Source organism: Nocardia sp. NPDC055165, from assembly GCF_053606985.1.
The window spans coordinates 21302-47998 of sequence record NZ_JBSGSS010000012.1; the positions used below are offsets into that span (position 1 = coordinate 21302).

Annotated in this window: 9 protein-coding genes; 6 read left to right on the top strand and 3 right to left on the bottom strand. The window is 70.1% G+C overall.

Annotated elements, in window-relative coordinates:
• The first annotated feature begins 81 nt into the window (after positions 1-81).
• The 3 genes from ACWFRF_RS23575 to ACWFRF_RS23585 all read left to right on the top strand — a co-directional run bounded on the left by ACWFRF_RS23575 (position 82) and on the right by ACWFRF_RS23585 (position 19679).
• Positions 82-17025 carry an amino acid adenylation domain-containing protein gene (locus ACWFRF_RS23575; protein ID WP_452452279.1) on the top strand — a complete coding sequence of 5648 codons (16944 nt, stop codon included), beginning with the start codon at positions 82-84 and terminating at the stop codon, positions 17023-17025.
• A gap of 246 nt (positions 17026-17271) precedes the next feature.
• Complete coding sequence (locus ACWFRF_RS23580) at positions 17272-18294, top strand: alpha/beta hydrolase (RefSeq protein WP_378993725.1); 1023 nt, start codon at positions 17272-17274, stop codon at positions 18292-18294.
• Positions 18295-18440: 146 nt separating this feature from the next.
• Positions 18441-19679, top strand: a complete 1239-nt coding sequence (locus ACWFRF_RS23585; RefSeq protein ID WP_378993709.1) for a TetR/AcrR family transcriptional regulator — start codon at positions 18441-18443, stop codon at positions 19677-19679.
• 4 nt (positions 19680-19683) lie between these two features.
• On the opposite strand, the gene ACWFRF_RS23590 is transcribed toward ACWFRF_RS23585, so the two are convergent.
• A complete protein-coding gene (locus ACWFRF_RS23590) occupies positions 19684-21195 on the bottom strand; it encodes an aldehyde dehydrogenase family protein (protein ID WP_378993723.1) in 1512 nt (503 codons plus the stop codon).
• Positions 21196-21506: 311 nt separating this feature from the next.
• On the opposite strand from ACWFRF_RS23590, the gene ACWFRF_RS23595 reads away from it, so the two are divergent.
• From ACWFRF_RS23595 to ACWFRF_RS23605, 3 genes are read left to right on the top strand one after another with little or no spacing between them, the layout of a single operon-like run.
• Positions 21507-22508 carry an ATP-binding cassette domain-containing protein gene (locus tag ACWFRF_RS23595; protein WP_378993707.1) on the top strand — a complete coding sequence of 334 codons (1002 nt, stop codon included), beginning with the start codon at positions 21507-21509 and terminating at the stop codon, positions 22506-22508.
• Positions 22508-23317, top strand: a complete 810-nt coding sequence (locus ACWFRF_RS23600; RefSeq protein ID WP_449969409.1) for an ABC transporter permease — start codon at positions 22508-22510, stop codon at positions 23315-23317. The genes ACWFRF_RS23595 and ACWFRF_RS23600 overlap by 1 nt, the downstream gene beginning before the upstream one ends.
• Positions 23314-24159 (top strand): ABC transporter permease, encoded by an 846-nt coding sequence (locus ACWFRF_RS23605; protein ID WP_378993703.1) that lies wholly within the window; start codon positions 23314-23316, stop codon positions 24157-24159. The genes ACWFRF_RS23600 and ACWFRF_RS23605 overlap by 4 nt, the downstream gene beginning before the upstream one ends.
• A 57-nt stretch (positions 24160-24216) precedes the next feature.
• On the opposite strand, the gene ACWFRF_RS23610 is transcribed toward ACWFRF_RS23605, so the two are convergent.
• Positions 24217-25401: a lycopene cyclase family protein gene (locus ACWFRF_RS23610; RefSeq protein WP_379312951.1), complete on the bottom strand. Its 1185-nt coding sequence runs from the start codon at positions 25399-25401 to the stop codon at positions 24217-24219.
• A gap of 79 nt (positions 25402-25480) precedes the next feature.
• Positions 25481-26665, bottom strand: a complete 1185-nt coding sequence (locus ACWFRF_RS23615) for an ABC transporter permease (protein WP_452452282.1) — start codon at positions 26663-26665, stop codon at positions 25481-25483.
• Between the last annotated feature and the right edge of the window lie 32 nt (positions 26666-26697).

The window sequence follows — 26697 nt, forward strand, 5'->3', positions numbered from 1 at the left end:
TGGCAGTGCGCGTCTGTATCGGTACGAGGTGTGCATGACCGGGCAACGGCTAGTCGACTCCGTCGATCGGACGGAACTGTCGTGACCCGGGCGAACCGGGCGTCCGGCGTCCGCGCCCGGCAGCGCGGGAAGTCGCTGCCGCAACTGCTGTCCGTGGCGGTGGAATCCAACCCCGGTGGGCTCGCGCTGTCGTGGGACGACGGCGTGTCCGCGCCGGTGCGCTGGACCTACGCCGAGCTCGACGAACGGTCCAACCGGCTGGCCCGGCTGCTGATCGCCTACGGCGTCGGCCCCGAGGACGTGGTGGCCGTCGGCATTCCGCGTTCGCCGGAATCGGTGCTGGCGATGTGGGCGGTGACCAAGACGGGCGCGGCGTTCCTGCCCGTCGACCCGAACTATCCACCTGCTCGGGTGAGTCACATGCTGGGCGATTCCGGTGCGGTGCTCGGGGTCGCGGTCGGCACGGCGATGGACCGTCTGCCCGGTGCGCTGAGGTGGTTGTGCCTCGATGACGAGGCCGTCCGGCGCGCGACCGACGACCAGCCCGGTGATCCGGTGACCTTCGCCGACCGGGTCCGTCCGCTGCGGCTACAGCACCCCGCCTACATCGTGTACACCTCCGGTTCCACGGGGCTGCCCAAGGGCGTGGTGGTGACGCACGCCGGGCTGGCCGGGTACTGCGCCGAACAGCGCGCGCACTACGCGATCGAGCCGACCTCGCGCACGCTGCACTTCGCCTCGCCCTCGTTCGACGCGGCCGTGCTCGAACTGTTGATGGCGGTGGGCGCCGGAGCCGCCATGGTGCTCGTGCCCGCGGGCATTCTCGGCGGCGCCGAGCTGGCCGACGTGCTGCGTCGCGAAGCCGTCACGCACATGTTCATCACCACCGCCGCGCTGGCATCGCTGGATCCGGCCGGGCTCGACGCGCTGGCCGTGGTCACCACCGGTGGCGAGGCGTGCCCGCCGGACCTGATCCGGCGCTGGGCCACGGACACCCGCCGGTTCCACGACTGTTACGGGCCGACCGAGACCACCATCGTGACCAATATCAGCGCGCCGCTGGTGGTCGGCGACACGATGAACATCGGGGCGCCGCTGCGTGGGGTGACCGAGTACGTGCTCGACGAGCGCCTGGTCCGGGTGCCCGACGGGATGATCGGCGAGTTGTACATCGCCGGTCACGGGCTGGCGCGTGGCTATCACCGTCAGCCGGGTCTGACGGCGTCGCGCTTCGTCGCCGATCCCTTCGCCGGGGCCGAGGGGCGGATGTACCGCACCGGCGACTTGGTGCGCCGCCGGGTGGACGGTGCGATCGAGTTCGTAGGACGCAACGACTTCCAGGTGAAGGTGCGTGGGTTCCGGATCGAACTGGGTGAGATCGACACCGTGCTCACCGGGCACGACACCGTCGACTTCGCGGTGACCGTGGGTCATGAACTCGACAACGGCACCACGATTCTCGCCGCGTACGTCCACGCCGCGCCCGGCGCGCGCATCGAGACCGACCAGCTGTTCGAGCACGCCAAGGCCGGGCTGCCCGCGCACATGGTGCCGACCGCGCTGACCGTGCTCGACGCCATTCCCCTGACGCCGGTCGGCAAACTCGATCGGGCCGCCCTGCCCGCGCCCACCCTGCGTGCCGAGGAGTTCCGGGCGCCCTCGGGTGCGATGGAAGAGCTGGTGGCGCATGTCTTCACCGAGTTGCTGGCACCGGAGAACCCGGTGGGCGCCGATGACGACTTCTTCGCCCTCGGCGGCAATTCGCTGCTCGCCACGCGGGCGGCCGCGCGCCTCGGAGCGGAGCTGTCGGCTCGGGTGCCCGCCGGTCACGTCTTCGAAAGTCCCACTGTCGCCGGTCTTGCCGCACTGCTCGAACCGCTGAAGGGCGCGGGCGGCCACGCGCCGCTGGCACCTCGCGAACGCCCCGAGCTGATTCCGCTCTCGCCCGCCCAACAGCGGATGTGGTTCCTCAACCAGTTCGATCCGGGTTCGACCGCGGAGACGATCCCGTTCGCGCTGCGCCTGTCCGGACCGTTCGACGCGCGCGCCCTGCACGCGGCGCTGTCGGACCTGGTCGCCCGGCACGAATCCCTGCGCACTCTGTACCCGGTCCACACCGCCGAGGGGTACGAGCGAGGTGCCGACGGTGCGGTGGTGGACGGCGTCGGCCACCAGGTGGTGTTGCCGATGGCGCAAGCCGTCCCCGATGTGCTGGTCGACTCGCTCACCGAGGACGAATTGCCGCTGTGGCTGGGCGAATTCGCCGCCACCGGGTTCGATGTCGCCGCCGGTGTGCCGTTCCGGGTGGCGCTGGCCGAACTCGGGCCACACGATCACGTGCTCGCCGTGGCCTTGCACCACATCACCGCCGACGGCGCCTCGGTCGCACCGCTGCTGCGTGACCTGCTCGGCGCCTACCTCGCCCGCCGCAACCGATCGCGACCCCGATGGCAGCCGCTGCCGGTGCAGTACGTCGACTACACGCTGTGGCATCGCGAGCTCCTCGGCGCCGAAGACGACCCGGATTCGGTGGCCGCCGCCCAGATCGCGCACTGGCGTACGGCGCTCGCGGGACTGCCCGACCGACTCGACCTGCCGACCGATCGCCCACGCCCGCCCGTCTTCACCGGTCGCGGCGCCGAATTCGGGTTCCAGATTCCGGCGGCGGTGCACACGGCACTCGCCGCGCTCGCCCAGCGCAGTGGTACCTCCGAATTCATGGTCGTCCACGCGGCTTTCGCGGTGCTGCTGGGCCGGGTCGCGCACACCGACGACATCGCCATCGGTACCCCGGTGGCCGGTCGCGGCGCCAGGGAACTCGACGACCTGATCGGCATGTTCGTCAACACGCTCGTCCTGCGCACGCATCTCGACCCGCGCGCGAGCTTCGCCGAGCTGCTGCACGCGACCAAGCGGGCCGACCTCGCCGCTTTCGCCCATGCCGACCTGCCGTTCGAGCGCCTGGTAGAACTGCTCGATCCGGTTCGCTCGCAGGCCCATCACCCGCTGTTCCAGGTTGCCCTGTTCTTCCAGAATCTGGACCTGCCGAACCTGCGCCTGCCCGGTCTCGACGCCACTCCCGTCGAATTCGGCGGTGCGGTAGCGCGTTTCGACCTACAGCTCACGATCGTGCCGGGTGCGGACCCGGCCGAGCCGATGGCCGCGTCGTTCAACTACGCCACCGATCTGTTCGATGCGGCCACCATCGAGATCCTGGCGGCCCGGTTCACCCGCCTGCTCGACGCGGTCGCCACCGACGCCGATCTCGCGATCGCCGAGATCGACCTGCTCACCGAGGTCGAGCGCGAGCAGAGCCTGGTGAGCTGGAACGAAACCCGCCACCCCGTGCCGCCGGAGCCGATGCTCGACGCGTATCGCCGTGCGGTGCAGACGCATCCGGATGCCACCGCGCTGGTCTACGAGGACACCGAGCTGACCTACCGGCAGTTCGACGAGCGCGTGAATGCCCTCGCCCGGCTGCTGATCGACCAGGGCGTCGGTCCCGAAAGCCTTGTCGGCCTTGCTGTCCGGCGATCGCCCGACCTGGTGATCGGGATGTACGCGGTGCTCACCGCGGGTGGCGCCTACGTGCCGCTGGATCCCGACCATCCGGCCGATCGCATCGCCTACATCCTCGACACCGCCCGCCCGGCCTGCGTGCTGAGCACCCGTGCCGACGCCATCGAAGTCCCGCCCGGGACCTCGCTGCTGTTGCTCGACGAGCTCGATGTCGCCGGCGTACCGGGTGATCCCGTCCTCGCGCCGGAGTTGCGCGCACCGCTGCACCCCGACCACCCGGCCTACGTCATCTTCACCTCGGGTTCCACGGGCAAGCCCAAGGGTGTCGCGATCTCGCACGCCGCCATCCACAACCAGCTCGTCTGGATGCTGGCGAAATACCCACTCGCGCTGGGCGATGTGTACCTGCAGAAAACCGCGACCACCTTCGACGTGTCGCTGTGGGGCTACTTCATGCCGCTGCGGGTCGGCGCGAAACTGGTGCTGGCCACCCCGGACGGCCACCGCGACCCTGCTTATCTGATCGACCTGATCGGTACGCACAAGGTCACCGTCACCGACTTCGTGCCGTCGATGCTCACGATGTTCGCCACCCAGGCTGCTGTCGATACGAACTCCGCGTCCGAAGGCAATGCCGACCTGGAGTCGCTGCGCGAGATCTTCGTCATCGGTGAGGCGCTGCCCGCCGAGACCGTCGACGCCATGGCCGCGGTCAGTTCGGCCAGGTTGCACAATCTGTACGGGCCGACCGAAGCCGCTGTTTCGGTGACGTACTGGCCGGCCCGCCCTGGTGAGCGCTCGGTGCCGATCGGTTTGCCGCAGTGGAACTCCCGCGTGTACGTCCTCGACGATCGGCTGCGACCGGTGCCACCCGGTATCGCGGGCGAGCTCTATCTCGCGGGCGATCAGCTCGCGCGCGGTTATGTCGCGCGACCCGGTCTCACCGCCGATCGATTCGTCGCCGACCCCTTCGCCCCGGCCTCCGGCCTCGCCGCGGCGGGCGCTCGCATGTACCGCACCGGTGACCTGGTGGTGTGGCGTCGGCCCACCGCGAATGCCCCGCACCGGCTGGACTACCTGGGGCGCATCGACTTCCAGGTGAAGTTCCGCGGACAGCGGATCGAACTCGGCGAGATCGAGACCGCGCTGCTGGCGCACGAATCCGTCAGCCAGGCAGTGGCATTGGTCGCGGCGACCGAGCTCGGTGACCAGTTGGTCGCCTACGTGGTGCCCGCGCCCGGCCACGCCGCCGAGCCCGACCGGCTCCAAGCCGCTGTCTCGAAGACCTTGCCGGTCTACATGGTTCCGGCGTCGATCACCGTGCTGGGCGAACTGCCGCTCAATCCCAGCGGCAAGCTCGACCGCAAGGCGCTGCCCGCGCCGAGCTTCACCGCCCGGGCGTTCCGCGCGCCGAGCACCACGCAGGAGCGGCTCGTCGCCGATCTGTTCGGGGAAGTGCTCGGCCGTACCGACATCGGCGCCGACGACGACTTCTTCGCACTCGGTGGCAACTCACTGATCGCCACCCGCCTGGTCGCCCGCCTCGGCGCCGCCACCGGTGGCCGCATCGCCGTGCGCACCCTCTTCGAAACCCCGACCGTCGCCGGGCTCGCGGCGGTGCTCGACCCCGGCGCGGCGGCGCAGCCGACCAGTGGCCTCGGCACCCTGCCCCGCCCCGACGAGCTGCCGCTGTCGCCCGCCCAGCGCCGGATGTGGTTCCTCAACCGCTTCGACCAGGGCGTCGACGACGGAGCCGCCGCCTACAACCTGCCCTTCGCGCTACGGCTGACCGGCGCCCTCGACGTCGCGGCGCTCACCACCGCGCTGCGCGACGTACTGGCCCGCCACGAGGTCCTGCGCACGGTCTACCCCGACACCGCCGACGGCCCGATTCAGCAGGTTCTCCCCGTCGACCAGGTCCACCTCGACTTCACTGTGCACCGGATCAGCGCCGGGCAGCCGACGGCCGGCGAGGCCGGATCCCGTGATGCCGCGACCTCGCTGATCGCCGCGGTGACCGCGCTCGCGTCGACCGCGTTCGACGTGACCGTCGAGGTTCCGTTGCGGGTCCGGCTGTTCGATGTCACGGGGAGTGGACCCGACGCGCCCACGGAGTACGTGCTCGCCGTGGTGGTGCACCACATCGCCGCCGACGCCTCCTCGATGGCGCCGCTGGTGCGCGATGTGACCACCGCCTACCTCGCACGGACCGCCGGACATGCCCCGGAGTGGGCCGCGCTGCCGGTGCAGTACGCCGACTACGCGCTGTGGCAGCTGGATCGGCTGGGTGCCGAGGACGAGACGGATTCGGCGGCTGCCCGACAGCTCTCGTTCTGGCGCTCCGAACTCGCCGGCCTGCCGGATCTGCTCGAACTGCCCGCCGACTACCCGCGTCCCGCCGTCGCCTCCCTCGCGGGTGGACGGGTGCCGGTGCGCATCGACGCCGAGACGCACGCCGCGCTCGCGGCGCTCGCGCGCGACCGCGGCGCCACGGTGTTCATGGTGTTGCACACCGCTTTCGCCGTCCTGCTGGCCCGGCTGTCCGGTGCCGCGGACGTGGCGGTGGGCACTCCCGTCGCCGGACGCGGAGAGCGCGAACTCGACGATCTGATCGGCATGTTCGTCAACACGGTCGTTCTGCGCACCCGCTACGACGGTGGCGCCACGTTCGCCGAGCTGCTCGCCGCCCAGCGCACGAGCGACCTGGCCGCCTTCGCCGCGGCCGATGTTCCGTTCGAGCGACTGGTCGAGGTGCTCGATCCGCCGCGCTCCACGGCACGTCACCCGCTGTTCCAGGTCGGTCTGTCCTTCCAGAACATCGACCGTGCCGCACTGGAACTGCCCGGCCTGCGGATCGCGCCGGTATCGGCGGAACTCGCTGTGTCGCAATTCGATCTGCATCTGATCGTCGGCGACGGTTACGACGCCGACGGGGCGCCCACCGGCATCGAGGGCTTCTTCACCTACGCCACCGATCTCTTCGACGCCGCGACGGTGGCGGCCTTCGCCGACCGGCTGACGTTGCTGCTCGACGCGGTGGTGCGCGAGCCCGCCGTGGTGGTCGGTGATGTCGACCTGCGGTCCGCCGAGGAACGCGCGACCGAAATCGTCAGTGGTGCCGCTGATCTCGCTGTACCCGGTGGCACGCTCGCCGACCTGCCGTCGGTCGCCAGGCCCGAAGCTGTCGCACTCGTGGCCGACCTGCCCGAGGGGCGCCTCGAGCTCACCTACGCCGAGTTCGAATCACGGGTGAACAGGCTCGCGCGGCATCTGATCTCGATCGGCGTCGGTCCCGAGTCGCTGGTCGCGCTCGCCCTGCCACGGTCGATCGATCTCGTCGTCGCCATGTACGCGGTGACCAGGTCGGGCGGCGCCTACGTGCCGATCGACCCCGATCAGCCCGCCGATCGCACCGACTACATCCTGCACACCGCCGCCCCGATCTGCGTGCTCACCAACGGTTTCCGTACCGACGCCGCGCCGGTGGTGCGCGTCGACCACCCGGTGATCGCCTCCGCTGATCCCAGCCCGATCACCGACGCCGACCGCCGCGCGCCGCTGCGCCCGGACAACACCGCCTACGTCATCTTCACCTCCGGCTCCACCGGTCGCCCCAAGGGCGTGGCGGTGCCGCACGCTGCGGTGATCAACCAGTTGCAGTGGCTACGCGGTGAATTCGGCACGGATGCCGCCGATGTGTTCCTGCTGAAGACCCCCGCCACGTTCGACCTGTCCGTCTGGGAATTCTGGTCCGCCGCCGTCTGCGGTGGCCGCCTGGTGATCGCCGCCCCCGAAGGGCACCGCGACCCCGCCTACCTGGACGCCCTGATCACCGACGCGGGTGTCACCACCCTGACAGCGGTGCCGTCGCTGCTCGACGCGCTGTCCGGGTACTGGGAGTCGTCCGCGCACGACGAGAACGGCGGGCCGAGCCGGGTCGTGCCGTTGACCCGCATCCTCGCGATCGGCGAATCCCTGCCCGCCGCGCTGGCCCAGCGTCTGCTGAAGACGTTGCCCGGCACCAGGATCGACAACCTGTACGGACCCACCGAGGCCGCTGTGTCGATCACCGATCACCGTGTCGGCACCGCCGACGTGCTGACCGTGCCGATCGGCGCGCCCGCATGGAACAGTCGCGTCTACGTTCTCGACGAGCGGTTGCGGCCCGTGGCCCCCGGCGTCAGAGGCGAGCTGTATCTCGGCGGCGTCCAGCTGGCTCGCGGTTACCTGCGCAAAGCGGCCCAGACCGCTGATCGTTTCGTCGCCGATCCCTTCGAGCCCGGCGCTCGCATGTACCGCACCGGTGACCTGGTCGCGCGCACACCGCTGACCGAGGTACCGGACAGCCTGCCCCCAGCCGGTCGCGCCACAGCGGGCGGCGAGCTGATCTACCTGGGCCGCACCGACTTCCAGGTGAAGATCCGCGGGTTCCGGGTGGAGCCCGGTGAGGTGGAAGCCGTGCTGCTCGGGCTGCCCGCGGTGACCCAGGCCGCGGTGCTCGCCCGGACCGACGCCCATTTCGGTGATCGACTGGTCGCCTATGTGGTCGGCGCTGATCTCGATGTCGCACAGCTGAAGTCCGCGCTGGGGGACAAGCTGCCGACCTATCTGGTGCCCGACGCCTTCGTTGTTCTCGGGGAACTGCCCTACACCGTCAACGGCAAGCTGGATCGAAAGGCGTTGCCCGCGCCGGTCTTCGAGGCCGCCACCTTCCGCGCCCCGGCGACACCTACCGAACAGGTGGTCGCGGAGGTGTACGGCGAGATCCTCGGTGTCGCCTCCGTCGGCGCCGACGACGACTTCTTCGCCCTCGGCGGCAACTCGCTGCTCGCCACCAGGGCGGCGGCCCGGATCGGGACGGCGCTCGATCGCGCGGTCGGCGTCCGATTGCTGTTCGAAGCGCCGACGGTGGCCGATCTCGCCCTGCGCGTGCACCGATCGGACGAGGCCACCGCACCACGGCTGCTCGCCGGACCGCGCCCGCAGCGGGTGCCGTTGTCACTGGCACAGCAGCGGATGTGGCTGCTCAACCGGCTCGACCCCGACGCGACCGTCTACAACATCCCGGCCGCGATCCGCCTCACCGGCGCCCTCGACCTGACAGCCCTCGGGCTCGGTGTCGCCGACCTGTTCGCCCGGCACGAGGTGCTGCGCACCCGCTACCCGGCACGCGGGGATGCGGCGGTCCAGGATGTGCTCGCGCCCGACGCGGTGCGCGTCGACCTGACCCCGGTCGAGGTCGCTCCCGACCACCTCACCGACGAGGTGCGCCGGATCGTCGCCACCGGGTTCGACGTCACCGTCGAGCCGCCGGTCCGCGTGCGGCTGCTGCGCCTCGGCGCCGACGATCACGTCCTGGTGTTCGTCGCCCACCACATCAGCGCCGACGGATTCTCCATGGGGCCGCTCACCCGCGACCTCGTCCTCGCCTACACCGCGCGCACGGCAGGCTCGCCGCCCGCGTGGTCGCCGCTGCCGCTGCAATACGCCGATTACGCGGTGTGGCAACGCGACTCACTCGGCGACGAAGCCGACCCCGCCTCCACGGCCGCCGCCCAGCTGGCCTACTGGCACGACGAACTCGCCGGCCTGCCCGAGGAGATCGCACTCCCCGCCGACCGTCCGCGCCCTGCGGTGCAGTCCTTCGCGGGCGCCACCAGCACCTTCGAGATCGACCCCGCACTGCACGCCGAGCTCGCCGGCCTGGCCCGCGCGCAGGGCGTCACGGTGTTCATGGTCGTCCAGGCCGCGCTCGCGGTGCTGCTCGCCCGGCTCAGCGGCACCGACGACGTCGCCATCGGGACTCCGATCGCCGGCCGTGGCGCCCGTGAGCTCGACGATCTGGTCGGCATGTTCGTCAACACCCTGGTGCTGCGCAGCCGGATCACCGAGAGCGATCCGTTCACCGCGCTGCTCACCCAGACCCGCGACACCGATCTGCGCGCCTTCGCCCACGCCGACGTCCCGTTCGAGCGGGTGGTCGATGCGCTCCAACCCGCGCGATCGGCGGGCAGACACCCGCTGTTCCAGGTGGCGCTGTCGTTCGAGAACCTCGCCCCGGTTGCCTTCGAACTGCCGGGAATCACGGTGGGCGCGCTCGACGCCCGCACTGCCGAGGCCAAGTTCGACCTGTTGCTCACCATGCGTGAGCAGCAGGACAACGGCGGCATGCACGCCGAATTCGCCTACGCGACAGACCTGTTCGATGTCGAGACGGTGCGGAGTTTCGGTGCGCGCTTCGTCCGGCTGCTCGCCGCTGCAGCCGCCGACCCCGATCTCGCCGTGGGCGATATCGACCTGCTCGACCCCGCCGAATTCCTCGCGAACATCACCTTCGCGGGCCCGGCGGCCGAGCCGGAGCGCACCCTCGCCCAGCTGATGGACGAGGCGGTGCGCGCCGATCCGACCGGCATCGCCCTGCGTGGTGACGGGCGCGGATTCACCTACACCGAGCTCGATGCCGCCGCCAACCAGCTGGCCCGTGGCCTGATCGCCCGTGGTGCAGGCCCGGAAGTCGCAGTCGCCGTGGCGATTCGGCGCTCGGTCGAATCGGTGCTCGCGGTCTGGGCGATCGCGCGCACCGGCGCGGTGATCGTGCCGATCGACCCCGGCTATCCGGCCGAGCGGATCAGCCACATGGTCACCGACTCGGGCGCCGTCTTCGGTATCACCCTCGCCGCCGAACTCGCCGGATTGCCCACGCTGTCCGGCGCAGGCGGCTGGGTGGCGCTCGACGATCGGGCGTTCACCGCCGAGATCGCCGGCTGTGCCACCGTGGGCCTGCGCGAGATCGAACTGCTCACCCCGCCGAGCACCGCCAATGCCGCGTACATGATCTACACCTCCGGTTCGACCGGACTGCCCAAGGGCGTCGTTGTCACCCATGCCGGGCTCGCCAACTTCTGCGCCGAGCAGAAACAGCGCTACCGCCTCGACTCCGCGACGCGCGCACTGGCTTTCGCCTCCCCGTCGTTCGACGCGTCGGTGCTGGAACTGCTGCTCGCCATCGGCGGCGCGGGCACCCTGGTGGTCGCTCCCGCCGGATCCGTCGGCGGCACCGAGCTCGCCGAGCTGATCCGTACGGAGGGCGTCACCCACACCTTCCTGACCCCCTCGGTGCTGGCCACCCTCGACCCCGACGGCGTTCCCGGTCTGCGCGTCCTGATCGTCGGTGGCGAACACGTACCCGCCGACCTCGCCGCGCGCTGGAACACGCTGCCCCAGCGGCACTTCCACAACGGGTACGGTCCCACCGAGACCACCGTCATGACCGCCATCAGCGACCCGCTGCGGCCGGGCGATGCCGTGCACATGGGCGGCCCGATCCGCGGCATCCGCGCCCTGATCCTCGACGAACGCCTTCGTCCGGTCCCCGGCGGTGTCACCGGCGAGCTCTACCTCGGCGGCATCCAACTCGCCCGCGGCTACCACCAGCGCCCCGCTCTCACCGCAGCGCGCTTCATCGCCGACCCGTTCGGTCCCGAGGGCGCCCGCCTCTACCGCACCGGCGACCTCGTTCGCCGACGTGGCGATGTCCTGGAGTTCCAGGGCCGCAACGACTTCCAGGTCAAGATCCGTGGACTGCGCATCGAGCTCGGCGAGATCGACGCCGTGCTGGCCGCCGCACCCGGAGTCTCCTGGGTCGCCACGCTCGGCCGCGACAACGGCGCCGGCTCGACGATGCTGGTGTCCTACGTCCTGGCCGACGAGGGCCGAGCGCTCGATACCGCCGAACTCACCGCGCTCGCCGCGCAGGTGCTGCCCGACTACATGGTGCCCGCCGCGATCATCGTCCTCGACGAGATTCCGCTGACCCCCGTGGGCAAGCTGGATCGGCGCGCGCTGCCGGACCCGCTCGCCGCTCGCGGCGAATACCGCCCGCCCCGTACCGCCGCCGAGAAGACCATCGCCCGGGTCGTCGCCGATGTCCTCGGCCACGACCGGGTCGGTCTCGACGACGACTTCTTCGCTCTCGGCGGCGACAGCATCACCGCCATCCAGGTCGTGTCGCGGGCCTCGGCCGCCGGAGTGGTCCTGCGACCGCGCGACCTGTTCGACGCGCGCACCGTCGCCGCGCTCGCCGGACGCGCCGAAGTCGCCGTCGCGCCGAGTGCGCCGTCGGCCACGCTCCCGCTCACCGCCACCGCCGCCCAGCTCGCCGAAGCGGGCGAGGCCGCGGTCGAACCCCGCGCGGTACTGCTCGAAGTACCGGCAGACTGCCCGGACGAGGCCGTCGCGGCCGCCGCAGCCGCGGTGATGAACCAGCATCCGATGCTGTGGGCGCTGCTCGACCGCACCGGCGACACGCCGGTGCTGCGCATCCCGCCGCCCGACGAACGCATCGGCGACGCCTTCCGCAGGCTCGACAACGAAGACGGTGAGTCCTCGCTGCCCGTCGACGACATCGTGGCCGCGGCCTCGGCGGCACTCGACCCGGACGAGGGTCGCAACATCCACTTCGTCCTCACCGGCGACGCCGGTAGCTCGGCCACCCTGGTCGTCGTCGCCAATGCCCTCGTCCTGGACGAGAATTCGTGGCGCGCGGTGGTCGACCAGCTGACCACGGCCTGGAGCCGCGGCCGCCACGCCGCACCCGCCGCGCCCGATGCCGGACTCGGCGACCTGGTACGCCACCTCGCCGCATACCCGTCCACCGCCGCCGCACGGGCCGAACGCGCCTACTGGCATCGCGCGATCCGATCCAGGGCAGGCGAATCCGCCGATCTGCACCTGCGCAACCGGGTCTCGCTGAGCATCACCGGCGAGGGCACCACCGCGGTGCGCACCGTCGCCGATGCCTACCGCGCCACTGTCGACGAGGTACTGCTCACCGCCGCCGCGCTGGCCCTGCACACGGCCGCCGACACCGCCGCGGCACGGGCGATCGGCACGGTGGTGCGGCTGCGCGCCGACCAGCGCCTGCTCGGCCGACCCGATGCGGAGAACGTCGTCGGCGGGTTCACCACCGACTACCCGCTCGCGCTGCGCCTGGACGGCATCGACGTCGCCGACGCGCTCGTCGGCGGTCCCGCCGCGGGAACGGCCCTGGCCCAGATCAAGGAACTGCGCCGCGCGGTTCCCGCCCACGGCGCCGGCTTCGGCCTGCTCCGCTACCTCGACACCGAGACCGCCGACAGTGTCCGCACATTGGATCGCGGCCGATTCGCCGTCCGTCTGCGCGACCTGCGCCCCGCGCGCGTGCACACCGATGTGGCCGCCGACGACCTCGCCCTGGTGCTCACAGTCGACGCGACCGATGACGGCTTGGTCGCCCGATTCGACTACGCCACCGCCGTACTCACCGCGGACGCGGTCAAGACCTTCGCCGAACACTGGATCCGCGCGCTCGGCGGACTCGCCGAACACGGATTGCAGCCCGGCGCGGGCGGATTCACACCGTCGGACTTCCCGCTGGTGCGACTCGGCCAAACCGAGCTGACGCGTCTGGTCCGCCGCTACCCGCTGCTCAGCGACGTGTGGCCGGTGACGCCGCTGCAATCGGGCATGCTGTTCCACGCGCTGCTCGCGGAGAACTCGGTCGACCCCTACATCACCCAGTTCGTGCTCGACCTCGATCTGTCCGTGGACGACGAGAAACTGCACGAGGCGGCACAGGCCGTGCTCGACCGGCACGACAACCTGCGCGTCGCGTTCGCCACCGACGCCGCGGGCACCCCCCTGCAAGTGGTGCTCGACGACATCGACGTGCCGTGGCAGGTCATCGACACAGTGCTCGATGGCGCCCCTCCCGAGGGCCCTGCGTGGTCACGCTCCGCTGCCGCCTCCGGGCCCGCCGGTCGGGGCGCGGACGCCGCCGCCTACCAGCGCATTCGCGCCGCCGATCTGGCCGCGCACTTCGACATGGCCGCCGCGCCGCTGCTGCGGTTCACGCTGGTGCGCACCGCCGAGACCGCGCACCTGCTCGTCACCAGCCATCACATCCTGATCGACGGCTGGTCGACCCCGCTGCTGCTACAGGAACTGCTCACCGCGTACGTGGTCGGCGGTCGGAGCAGGCGCCTGCCCAAGGTCGCGCCCTACCGCGACTACCTGGCCTGGCTCGTCGGCCAGGATCTCGAAGCCGCCAGGACCGCATGGCGCGCCGCGCTCACCGGCCTGGCCGAACCCACTCCGCTCGCGCCCGTCGATCAGGGCCGCGAGATCGCCACGGGCACCGGCGAAACCGGGTTCGTGCTCGCCCCGGCGGACACCGCCGCGCTGAGCGAGCTCGCCGCGAGCCTCGGCGTCACGGTGAACACCGTGGTCCAGGCGGCCTGGGGCCTGCTCATCGCACGGCTGGTGGATCGCGACGACGTGGTGTTCGGCGCCACTGTCTCGGGCAGGCCGGCCGAGCTCGACGGCGTGGAACGAATGGTCGGGCTGTTCCTCAACGCGATTCCCGTTCGCGTGCGGTTGCGTCCCGGCGATACCGTCGCCGAGCTGCTGCGCACGCTGCAGGACGATCAAGCCGAGTTGCTCGATCACCACTATCTGGGGCTCGGTGAGATCCAGGAGATCGCGGGCATCGACGCGCTGTTCGACTCGCTCGTCGTCTTCGAGTCGTTCCCGGTCGACCGCGAGGGACTGGCACAGGCCGCGTCCGGATCGGCCGCCGTCACCGGGATGGACGCCGCCAACGGCACCCACTACCCGCTCACCGTGCAGGTGGTCGCCGACGGGCAGCTCCGGGTCTCGGTGAAGTACCTGCGCGATGTGTTCGGCGAGGACACCGCCACCGCGCTGGCGCAACGCTTTTCGATGCTGCTGGCGAGGTTCGTCGCGAGTCCGCAGGCCAGGATCGCCGAGATCGATGTGCTGCTCGCGGAGGAACGCGCGACTCTGGCGGCGGTCAACGCCACCGACGCGCCCGAACTGCTCGACGAGGCGACGCTGCTGTCGCTGTTCGACGCGCAGGTCCGGCGCACGCCGCAGGCCACCGCACTGGTCGACGGTGAAACCACCTACACCTACGCGGAATTCGACGAACGCGTGCGCGAGCTCGCCGGTTCCCTCCGTGCACGGGGCGCCCGGCCGGAGACGCTCGTCGCCGTCGCGATGCGGCGCGGCATCGACCTGGTGACCGCGATCTACGCGGTGCTGCGGACCGGTGCGGCGTACGTACCGGTCGACCCGGACCACCCCGCCGAACGGACCGACCGGGTGCTGGCTTCGGCCGCGCCGATCTGTGTGCTCGCCACCGCCGGTTTCACCACCGACTCCGGCATTCCCGTCCTCGAGCTAGCCGCCGTCAGTGGCGAAGCGGCGGAGCTGGAGCTGCCGAAGGCCGACAATCTCGCCTACGTCATCCACACCTCCGGGTCCACCGGCACGCCCAAGGGCGTCATGCTGACGCACCGGCAGCTGGTCAACCAGTTCCGCTGGGCGCAGCGCACCTACCCGCACGGCCCCGGCGACGTGGTCCTGCACAAGACCCCGGTCACCTTCGATATCTCCACCTGGGAGTTGCTGTGGCCGTTGCAGACCGGCGCCACGGTGGTGATCGCCGCTCCCGACGGTCACCGTGACCCGGCCTATCTGGCCGAGGTGATCACCGAACGCGCCGTCACCACCGTGCATTTCGTGCCGTCGATGCTGGACGCCTTCCTCGCCGACCGCGACACGGGCGAATTCCCCTCGCTGCGGCGGGTGTTCGCGGCGGGCGAGGCGCTGACGTCCTCGACCGCGCGCCGGTTCGGCCAGGTGCTGCCCGCGGCGGCGCTGGTCAACTGGTACGGCCCCGCCGAAGCCACCGTGGTGACCGCGGCGCAGGTAGAAGCCGGTCCCGCCGTGGGTATCTCGATCGGCATACCGGTCGCCAACACGCGCGTCCACGTGCTCGACCGGCAACTGCGACCCGTCCCGCCCGGTACCGCGGGGGAGCTGTACCTGGAAGGGGTGCAGCTGGCCCGCGGCTACCTCGGCGCGCCCACCCTCACGGCCGAACGCTTCGTCGCCCATCCCGGCGGCGGCAGGCTCTACCGCACCGGTGACGTCGTGCGCTGGACTACCGACGAGAGCCTGGAATACCTGGGCCGCAGTGACTTCCAGGTGAAGCTGCGCGGTCAGCGCATCGAGCTCGGTGAGGTCGAGGCGGTCCTGCGCGATCATCACAGTGTCCGGCATGCTGCCGTCGCGCTCGTCCACGGCCCGACGGGAGACCGGCTGGTCGGCTACGTGGTGCCGGTCGAACCGCCGGTCGAGGAAGCCCCCGCGTCGGCCCGACCGGAGGGCTATTCGATCGAAAGCGGCACCACTACCACTGGTTTCGATCAAGTCGCCTTGCTCACCCATGCCAGGGCAGCGCTCCCGTCGTACATGGTTCCGGCGACCGTGGTGATCCTGAGCTCGCTGCCGCTCAACGCCAGCGGCAAGCTCGACCGCAAGGCCCTGCCCGTCCCCGCCTTCACCACACGCGCCTACCGGCCGCCGACCACGCCGTTGCAGCGTGCCGTCGCCGAGGTGTACGCGGAGGTGCTCGGCGCGGGCAAGGTCGGCCTCGACGACGACTTCTTCGAACTCGGCGGCAACTCCCTGATCGCCACCAAGGCGATCAGCCGCCTGCGTACCAGGGTCGGCGCCGAGGTGCGGGTGCAATGGTTCTTCACCGACGCCACTGTCGCCGCGCTGGCCGAGCGGATCGACGCCACCCAGTCCGCCGGCGGCGATCGCGACCTCACCTCCGACCTCGAATCCGACGACGCCCTCGGCGTCCTGCTGGCCATCCGCAACCGGGTGCCGCACGGCACGGAAGCCGGCGGAGCGCTGTTCTGCATCCACCCGATGTACGGGCTGTCCTGGTGCTACGCCGGGCTGGCACAGTACATTCCGGCGCGGCGGCCGATCTTCGGGCTCCAGTCGCCCGCGCTGAGCGAGGCGGGCTACCTGCCGGGCACGCTCGCCGAGATGGCGCGCCGCTACGCCGCCGAGATCAGGACCCAGCAGCCGCACGGCCCGTACCGGCTGATGGGCTGGTCGCTGGGCGGTGTGCTCGCCCACGCCGTCGCCACCGAACTCCAGGCGGCGGGGGAGCAGGTGTCGCTGCTGGCGATGCTGGATTCGCATCCCGATATCGATGTCCCCGATTTCCACACGGCGGTCCGCGACGCGCTCGCCGAACTCGGCGTCGATATCAGCGCGGCGCTGCCCGCCGCGGGGGTGCGCGAACTCAGCGAGGACGCACTGGCCGCGCTGCACGCGATCATCCCGGCCAACATGGCCGTACTCACCCCCGAACGGGTGCGCCGGATCTATCGCAGCGCGGTGCGCTCGGCCGAGCTGATCGCCGAACACCGGCCCGCGGTGTTCCGCGGCAGGCTGGAATACTTCAGCGCGCTCGGACATGAGGCGGCGGCGGCCAATTGGGCCCCGTATGTCGACGGCGCGGTGCGTGATCGGCCGGTCGCGGTGGTGCATGATCAGATGACCTCGCCGCAGGCGCTGGCGGAGATCGGTCCGCGATTGGCGGAGCTGCTCGACGCCGGTGACCGCGCGGCCGGGGCACGGTGACACCAACGGTGGTGCGCGGCGACATGAACGCTGGGGCGCAATGACATCAGCGGTGCCGGTGAGGCATGATGTGACCGCGCTGTTGTAACGATTACCCCTGTTGTAACCACCGGATAACCCGTAGGGTCTGGCTGGTTGCAACTTCGTGCCCTGTCGGAGCACGGACCGAATCGGAATTCGAGACGAAGCGAAGGTGCGAAATTGATGCGTCGGCACACCCGGCGTCGTGGCTCCCGGGCCGCGGCGATGATCGCGGCAACGGCAGTGGCGGCGGGACTGATGTCCGGCATCGGTACGAGCCCGGCATCAGCTGACCCGATCATCGATTCCAAGAGCCTGCTCGCCAACCCGGTCTCCGAGGACGGCTCCAAGATCGTCAAGGCCGAAGTGAAGGACTCGCGCAGTCTGCGACTGCACGTGTACTCCGCGGCCATGGACCAGAACATCATCGTCGACGTGCAGCGCCCCGCCGACGCCTCGGTCCCGCGCCCCACCCTGTACCTGCTCAACGGTGCGGGCGGCGGCGAGGATTCGGCGTCGTGGGTGGCCAAGACCGACGCGCTCGAATTCCTCGGCGACAAGAACGTCAACGTCATCCAGCCGATCGGTGGCGCCTGGAGCTACTACACCGACTGGATCCACGACGACCCGGTCCTCGGCCGCAACAAGTGGAAGACCTTCTTCACCGAGGAACTGCCCCCGCTGGTCGACGGCGCGCTCGGTACCAACGGTGTGAACGCCATCGCGGGTCTGTCCACCTCCGGCACCACCGTGCTCGCGCTGCCGATCGCCAAGCCCGGCCTGTACAAGGCGGCCGCGGCGTACAGCGGTTGCGCGCAGACCTCCGACCCGGTCGGTTCGGAGTTCGTGAAGGTCACGGTCGAGACCTGGGGTGGCGGCGACACCATGAACATGTGGGGTCCGCAGGGCTCGCAGGACTGGGTCGCGAACGACCCGTACGTGAATGCCGAAGGTTTGCGCGGCCTCGATCTCTACATCTCCACAGGCAACGGCCTGCCCGGCCCGTACGACACCCTCGACGGTCCGTACGCGCTGCCCGGCGCCTACGGCCTGGCCAACCAGATCGTCATCGGTGGCGTCATCGAGGCGGGCACCAACTACTGCACGCACAACCTGGCCAACCGGCTCAACGAGCTGGGTATCCCGGCGACCTTCAACTTCCGCCCCAGCGGCACCCACTCGTGGGGCTACTGGAAGGACGAGCTGAAGCTGTCGTGGCCGACCCTGGCCCGCGGGCTCGGCCTGTAAGCGCTGGTTTATCCCGAACCGCCCCGATAGCGAGCACGTCGCTGCCGGGGCGGTCCCATTTCCTCGACCTGCCCTCGACGTTTGCGAATTGTGGTTAACTTAGGTTGACTTGGACCAACCCGGTTCGCGCAACGGAAAGTGAGTGCATGGTCGCCGATCGCAGTGAGGCCGAACAGGCCCGCGAGCCGACGGCCGCACCTGCCCGTGTCGTGCGCCGCAGGCCGAAGGACCGCAAGATGCAGATCATGCGGGCCGCCGCCCGTGCGTTCAGCGCGCGCGGCTACTACCCGGTCGGCGTGGACGAGATCGCCGCCGAGGTCGGCATCTCCGGACCCGCGCTGTACCGCCACTTCGCCAACAAGTACGCGCTGCTCGTCGCCGCCGCCGAGGAGGGCGCTCGGGGTTTGCGCGATGTCGCCGCGGCGGCCGACGACCCGTCGCTGAGCCCGGAAGCCAGGCTCGACGCGGTGCTCACCGCCGTCGCCGAACGCAATATCGACATCCGGCGCGAGGCCGGGCTCTACCGCTGGGAACGCCGCTACCTCGAGCCCGACGACCGGGTGCGCATTCGCGCGTTCTATCGCGAACTCGAGGCGAACGTCGCCGCGCGGATCGCCGACGTCCGGCCGGAGGCGAGCGCCGACGACCGCATCCTGCTCGCCGTCGGCGCGCTGAGTTCGCTGGCCAGCATCGCCGCACACCGCACCACCCTCTCGCACGGCCGCATGCTCGCGGTGCAGCGCGAGATGGCCTGGGCGATCGTGCGCGCCGAGCTGCCGCCGACCCCCGCCGCGGCCGAGCCCGACAAGCAGCCCCGTGGCCTGCCGGTCACCTCGAAACGTGAACAGCTGCTCACCGAGGCGATCCGGATCTTCGGCCGCAACGGGTATCACGAATCCGGCATCGAGGAGATCGGCGCCGCCGTCGGCATCAACGCCTCCAGCGTGTACCGCCACTTCGACAGCAAGGCCGACCTGCTCGCGGCCGCCTTTCATCGCACCGCCGACCGGCTCGCGGTCGCGATCGGCGAGGCGCTGGCCGAGAGCGAGAACCGGGCCGACGCCGCCCGCCGCATCGCCGACCAGCACGCGCGCCTCACCTTCGCGACGCCCGAGATCGCGCCCGTCTACTACGCGGAGTTCAGCAACCTCCCGCAGGCCGAACAGCACCGCCTGCGCGCCATCCAGCGGCAGAACATCCTGGAATGGGCCAACCTGCTCGACGGCGACCCGATCGAAGCCCGCTTCCGGGTGCACGCCGCGGTCGGCCAGATCATCGATGTCGGCCGGCTGTTGCGCTTCGACTCGCGCCCCGAACAGCTCGCCCGCCTCGCCGCGCTGACCGGCGCGGTGCTGCTCGGCAGCGGCTCGGCGGACGGGAACTAGCCGCTCAGCCGCGGCCGTGGCGTAAACGGAACAGGGCCTTCGCCGTCTGCAAGTGCCCTGGTCGGCGGTCGAAGGTCGACAGCCGGATCGGGGCCCGGTAGCGCCTGCGCGCGATCGACATCGTGCGGCTGTATTCGTACAGCCCGTGCTGACCGTGGCTGTGTCCCTGGCCGTATTCGCCGACGCCGCCGAAGGGCAGGGCCGGGATGCCGGTGAACGCGGTCGACGAATTCACCGTCACCACACCCACTTTCAGCTGTTCGGCGATGAGCTCCGCACTGGGGATGTCGAGGGTGAAGATGGTGACGGCGATGCCGTTGCCCGCCGCGTTCACCCGGGTGACCGCATCGGCCAGGTCGGCGACCCGGTTCACCACGAGCACCGGGCCGAGCCCTTCGCCGGTGATCGCGATGCTCTCCTCCGGCACCTCGGCCAGCACGATCGGCTCCACGTACGGGTCGCGGAACGAATCGAGCCCCCCGAGCACCGCGTGCCCGCCGTGGGCGAGCGCGTCACGGACCTGTCTGCGCACCACGTCGACCTGGGTGGCATTGATCATCGGCCCGTAGGAGGCGCGGTTGTCGGCACCGGGACGCAGTTTCGCCGCCCGCTCGGCCACCCTGGCCAGGAAGTCGTCGAACACCGAATCGGCGACATAACAGCGCTGGATGCCCGAGGAGTTCTGCCCGGCATTGGCCATCGCCCCGAACACCGCCGCCTCCGCGGCCGCGTCGAGCACCGCGTCGACGTGCACGATCATGCTGCCCTTGCCGCTGTTCTCCACCACCACCGGCGTCAGCGTCTGGGCGCACAGCGCGATCACCTCGCGTCCGCGCGCTTCGGGCCCGGCGTAGGCGATCTTGTCCACCTCGGCCTTGCACAGGGCGGTAGCGGTCCGCGAATTTCCGGTAACCGCTTGCAGCACGGGTTGTTCGGGCGATACCGCGGCCCAGCTGTCGGCCAGCCAGGTGCCGACACCGGTACTGAGTTCGTGCGGATTGAACACCACCGTGTTGCCCGCGGCCATGGCATAGGCGATCGAACCCATCGGCGTGAACACCGGGTTGTTCCACGCGCCGAGTACGCCGATCACGCCCAGCGGGAGGTAGCCGACGGAGGCGTGCTGATTGCGGGTGAACCAGCCGGTGGACAGGCGCTTTCGGCCCAGCGTGCGCTCGGCGTTGCGGGCGGCCCAGTCCAGATTCTCCACCGCCAGCATCACTTCGAGAGTGGCGTCGGCCTCCGGTTTGCCGGTCTCGCTGCGCAGCAGCTCCACCAACTCGCCTGCGTTCCTGGCGATCTCGCGACGCCAGTCGAGGAGCAGGTGCTTACGCTCGCTGAACGCGAGTTCCCCCCACCAGTTCTGGGTGGCGCGCGCGGTGCGCACAGCGCGGGTGACCTCGGCCGTGCCCTGCACGGGATACTGCGCGAGCTGTTCACCGGTGCGCGGATCGAAAGCCGTGAGCACATCGGATCGACCGGCGGGCGCGGCGGCGGTAGGAGCCGACTCGACCATGGTCACCTCCCCAAGATCGAACACGCCCGCGCGCGGGCCGGTGAGACGAGTGTTTCCCCGCTGTCAGCGTATGGGCGCGCGGCCCGGCCGACAAGGTTCGCGCACTGCCCTTGCACTGCCCAGGTGAGCAACACCACAGCGCGTCGCAGGCAGCGCCCGGCAAACCGGGCGCATCAACGCAGACCGGGCCCGGAAAACCGCCGGACCGGTAACATCGCGCCGAACGGTATGGATCACTTACCGGGAAGAATTTATTCCGCGTGCGCTCGTCTCTTCCAGGGCCGTGCGCACCGGCCGATGGTGGAGAGTTGATGCCGAGTTCGATCTCAGTGGATTCGCCCGCAGGTGGCGTCGCGTCGAGCGACAGTGAACCCGCGGTGCTGGTGTCCGACGTGCGCAAGTCGTTCGGCGATGTGCACGCTTTGCAGGGCATCAGTTTCCAGGCCGACAAGGCCAGTGTGCTGGGTATTCTCGGCCCCAACGGCGCGGGCAAGACCACCATGGTCAAGGTCCTGTCGACCCTGCTCCGTCCCGACTCCGGCACCGCCGTCGTCGCGGGGCACGACGTGCTCACCGATGCCGCGGGCGTGCGCCGCTCGATCATGATGACCGGCCAGTACGCCGCGCTCGACGAGAATCTGACCGGCCGGGAGAACCTCGAGCTGTTCGGTCGCCTGATGGGCCTGACCAAGTCGGCCGCCCGCAAGCGCGCCGAAGTGCTGCTCGAGGAATTCGACTTGGTGAGCGCGGGCAAGCGGGCCGTGCGCAACTACTCCGGCGGCATGCGCCGTCGCGTCGACATCGCCTGCGGGCTGGTGGTGCGGCCCGAGGTGGTGTTCCTCGACGAGCCGACCACCGGCCTCGACCCGCGCAGCCGCCAGGGCGTGTGGGATCTGGTGACCGCGCTCAAGAACCAGGGCATCACGGTGCTGCTGACCACGCAGTACCTCGAAGAGGCCGACGTGCTCAGCGACAACATCATCGTCATCGACAAGGGCACCGTCATCGCCGAGGGCACCGCCGACGAGCTCAAAGCCAAGACCGGCGGCAGCTTCTGCGAGATCGTGCCGCTCGACCCGAGCCGCGTCCCGCAGACCGTCAAGGCCCTCGGTGACCTGGTCCCGGCCGCCGTCGCCGCCGAGACCGACGGTGCCGACAAGGTGTCCATCCCGGCCCCCGACGGCGCCGCCACCCTCGCCGAGGCCCTGCGCAGGCTCGACGCCGCGGGCATCGACCTGGCCGACATCGCGCTGCGCAGGCCCTCGCTCGACGACGTGTTCCTGTCGATCACCGGCCACTCGGGCGGCCACTAGTGAGCGTGTCCACCCCCGCGGCGAACAGCTTGTTCGCCGAGCTTCCCGCTGTGCGCCCGAGCAGTTTCGCGCAGTGGCGCGCGCTGACCGGGCGCATCGTGCACACCATGGCCACCAAGGGCGAGCTGATCGTCGCGGTGCTCACTCCGCTCGTGGTGACCGTGGCCTTCTATCTGCCGTTGCGGTACGTGATGAAGGTCCAGGGCATCGACTACGCGCAGTACGTGATGCCGATCGTCGTGCTGCAGACGATGGCCATGACGATGATGTCGAACGCGCAGCTCGCGGCGTTCGAAGCGCTCACCGGGTTGAGCACTCGGTTGCAGACCATGCCGATCGGTTCGCTGGTGCCGCTGATGTCGCGCATCTGCGCGGGTCTGGTGCGGTCGGTCGTCTCCCTGATCGCGACGGTCGGGTACGGCTATGTGATCGGGTTCCGGTTCACCGGCGGCTGGTTGCAGGCGCTCGCGTTCTGCGGATTCGCACTGACCGTCGGCGTGGTGCTCACGCTCGGCGCCGACGCGCTCGGCAGCCTCACCAAGAACCCGGAGGCGCTCAGTCAGGCCCTCACGCTGCCGATTCTGATCTTCGGCATGATGTCGACCGGGTTCGTGCCCGAGGCCAGCTTCCCGTCGTGGGTGCGGCCGTTCGCGCGCAACCAGCCGATCTCGCAGTTCGCCCAGACCCTCAGCGACATGGCAGCGGGTCATCTGAGCTGGGCGGGCACGTGGGTGTCGCTGGTATGGCTCGGCGGACTGGCAGTTTTCTTCCTCCCACTGGCTGTGTGGGCGAGTGTGAGGCGATCATGACAACAATCGAGAAGACCTCGGTCGAGGAGGCCGCGGCCGACCTTCCGGTGGTGCACACCAAGCCGGAAGGTTCGGTGTCGGTGTGGTTCACCCACAGCCTGATCCAGACCAAGCGTCTGCTGATGGTGTGGTTGCGCGACCCGTCGACGACCATCCAGACCATCGCCTACCCGGCGGTGACCCTGCTGATGTTCCGGATCGTGCTCGGCGACTCGATCACCGCGGCCACCGGTGCCCCCAGCATCTACGGCCAGGCCGCGCTGCTCACCCTGGTCGCGGCCATGACCGGCGCGGTGGTGAGTGCCCTCGGGTTCAAGCGCGAGAAGGCTTCGGGGCTGCTCAGCCGGTTCTACACGATGCCGCTCAACAAGGCCTCGCTGCTGACCGGCCGACTGCTGGCCGAGATGCTGCGCATCCTGCTCACCACGCTGATCGTGCTGCTCGTCGCGGTGCCGCTCGGGTTCCTGTTCATGGAGGACCCGTTCGCCAATATCGCGCTGGTCCTGGTTCCGGTGCTGTTCGGCATCGGGTTCGCGGTGATGGTGACCGCGCTGGCCACGATCACCGAGGGCGTGATGCTGATCAGCCTCATCGGCATCCTCAACACGCTGCTGATGTTCTTCAACACCGGCTTCGTTCCCGTCTTCGCCTACCCGACCTGGTTGCAGGATGTGGTCGCCAATCAGCCGATGAGCTGTGCCATCGATGCGATGAAGGGCCTGTCCTACGGTGGGCCGGTCGCTGAACCGCTGCTGAAGACCGTCGCCTGGACGGTCGGCATGGTCGCGGTCTTCGCCTACCCGGCGATCGTCGGCTACAAGAAGGCCGCCGAGTCGTCCTGAGCCCGGACCGCCTCGCTCCTGATCGCCGCCGCGAACGTCGTGGCGGCGATCAGTGCGTTATCGGCTGGGGTAGTCCGCGCCGGCGGGAGCGAAGGGGTAGTCGAGCCAGCGGTCGCGGTTGGTCCAGCCGACGAGGTCGTAGCGCCAGCGGAACGGCCAGGTGTGGGCCACGGTGTTGAACAGCACGGCGCCGAGGGCGGTGTAGTCGTCGTGGGCCGAGAGCAGGGCCCGCTGACCTCGTTCGGATTCGGTGAAGAAGGCGTCGAACATGGCGATCGACTGATCGGTGGTGAGCCGGCCGAGACCCCACAGACCACGCATGCGCATCCAGTAGACGGCCCTGGCCTGCCACGGCCAGAGGGCTCCGATCGGGTCCTCGCCTCGCTGCACCGCGGCGACGGCGGTGTCGGCCAGCGCCAGGGAGTCGGCCACGCTGTAGCCGGTGCACGGGTGCATCATCCCGCCGCGCGAGCCGAACGGCACCGCGATCGCCGTGCCCTTCTTCGGGGGCCGCTGATCCAGGGGATAGTGGGCGGCTTCGTGCGGTTCGTCGCCGGTGAGCTGGATACCGTGTGCCGCGAGTCTGTTCAGCGTGCGCTTGCGTAACTCGTGCTGCGGCATCCCGCCGCGTAGCCCGAGGCTCGTCTCCTCGAAGATCACCGTCCCGTCCCCGAGCGGTACCGCGTATAGGAACGACGGCGGCTCGTCCGGGCCCGCCCCGTTCTCCGGCCGCCAGTCCAGCAGCAGCCCTTCACCTTCGGCGACCATCGGTGCCGCGGTCTGCGCGTCCACGAAGATCCCGTGCGCCGAGGCGGCCCTGCGCCGGCCCAACGTCGGCAGCCCCCGCGTATCGAACACCGCCCCCGCCGAGATCACCGTCCCGTCCGCGAGTTCCACCTCGTGCGCGTCCACCCGCCGCGCCCGATCCGCGAAGACGGTCGCGTCGTCCAGGGCCAACGCGGCGTGCAGCCCAGCCTTGGAGAGCACGCAATACGGCCGCTCGATCCGATGCTTGCCTGTGGTCCACACTGTCGGCGCCGCGATGCGCTGCGCGATCGCACTCGCGGGCAGCCACTGCGGCAGTTCGTCGATCCAGCAGGAGAAGGTCGGCGGGAACAGCCGCTCCGGCCGCGGATCCACCGCGGCCACCCGCAACCCGGCCACCGCGGCCCGATGCGCCAACCCCCGCCCGGCCGGCCCCAGCCCGACCACACAGATATCGAATTCCCGCACAACACTCACGTCCGCATTCAATCGGCCCCACCCATCGCCACGCAAGCATCAGTGACCCGGTCGTCACACCGCCTCGACGCCGCGATTCCTAGTCCTCCAAGGCCAGGGCCTGGCGCATGGTCAGGCGAGCTTGGGTCTGCATCAGCGAGCGGCGGTAGATCTTCTCGGCGATGACGACGATTCCGTAGGTGGCGATCGCCATCAGGGCGAGGGCGATGAAGGGTTCCCACCAGGCGGCGGTGCCGTCGGCCAGGCGGGCGGGCATGGCGACGATGGACATGATCGGGACGTAGGAGCCGATGACACGGGCGGTGCCGGTGAGGAAGATGCCCGCGAACAGCACGATCATGATGAGCAACCCGAGCGGAGTCGAGGTGGACTGGAGGTCTTCGCTGCGAGTGGCGAGCGCGCCCGCGACAGCCCACAGGCTCGCCAAGGCGAGGAAGCCGACGAGGAAGAAGACGATGAACCAGCCCGCGGCCCCGGCGATCTGGCCCAGCTGAGCACCCTTGCCGGTGACGGCCAACCCGATCAGCCCGGCACCGACGAACACGGCCAACTGCGCGAAGGCCAGCGCCGCGTTGCCCACGACCTTGCCGATCAGCAACTGCCGCAACGGAATCGCACTCGCCAGGATCTCCACGATCCGGTTCTGCTTCTCCTCGACCACGCTCTGCGCGATGGACATGCCGAACAACACCGACGCCATGTAGAAGAGGAACGCGAAGACGAACGAGATGCTCTTGGCGAGCCCGGGATCGATCGCGCCCTGCTCGAGCAAGCCGTAGGTCACGGTGGCACCGCGCCCCAATTCGTCGAGCGAAACGCCCGCGGCGGCGGCATTGCGCTGCAACGCGAGCTGCTGGGCGGCGGCGGTGATGTAGGTGGTCGCGGCGTCGTCCTCGGCGGTCTTGCCGATCAGCTGCCACCCGCTGGGTTCGGCGGGGACCAGGCCCACATCGACCGCGTCCTCGCGCACCAGCTGCTCGACCGCGGCCCGGTCGGCGACGGGTCGCGCGGTGAAGCTGGTGTCGGTACCCGCGCCGGCGGCCAGGGTGTTCGCCGTTTCGAGTACGACAGAGGTGTCCGAACCGGCGACCGCCACATCGATCTTGTCGGGTCTGCTGCTGAGGAACCCGGTGAGAATCAGCGACGCGACGATCACCACGAGCGTCACCACCGTCGAGATGACGAAGTTGCGGTCACGCAGTTTCACCGCGATCTCCCGCGCGGCGACGATCCGCCACACGCCGTTCACGCGTCTGCTCGGCATGATCGGGCGCCCGCCGTGGCCACCTGAGCTAC

Bases quoted from the DNA above. Each gene is read 5' to 3' on its own strand.
- ACWFRF_RS23580 (WP_378993725.1), top strand. From the start codon at position 17,272: ATGATCGCGGCAACGGCAGTGGCGGCGGGACTGATGTCCGGCATCGGT.
- ACWFRF_RS23585 (WP_378993709.1), top strand. From the start codon at position 18,441: ATGGTCGCCGATCGCAGTGAGGCCGAACAGGCCCGCGAGCCGACGGCC.
- ACWFRF_RS23590 (WP_378993723.1), bottom strand. From the start codon at position 21,195: ATGGTCGAGTCGGCTCCTACCGCCGCCGCGCCCGCCGGTCGATCCGAT.
- ACWFRF_RS23595 (WP_378993707.1), top strand. From the start codon at position 21,507: ATGCCGAGTTCGATCTCAGTGGATTCGCCCGCAGGTGGCGTCGCGTCG.
- ACWFRF_RS23605 (WP_378993703.1), top strand. From the start codon at position 23,314: ATGACAACAATCGAGAAGACCTCGGTCGAGGAGGCCGCGGCCGACCTT.
- ACWFRF_RS23615 (WP_452452282.1), bottom strand. From the start codon at position 26,665: ATGCCGAGCAGACGCGTGAACGGCGTGTGGCGGATCGTCGCCGCGCGG.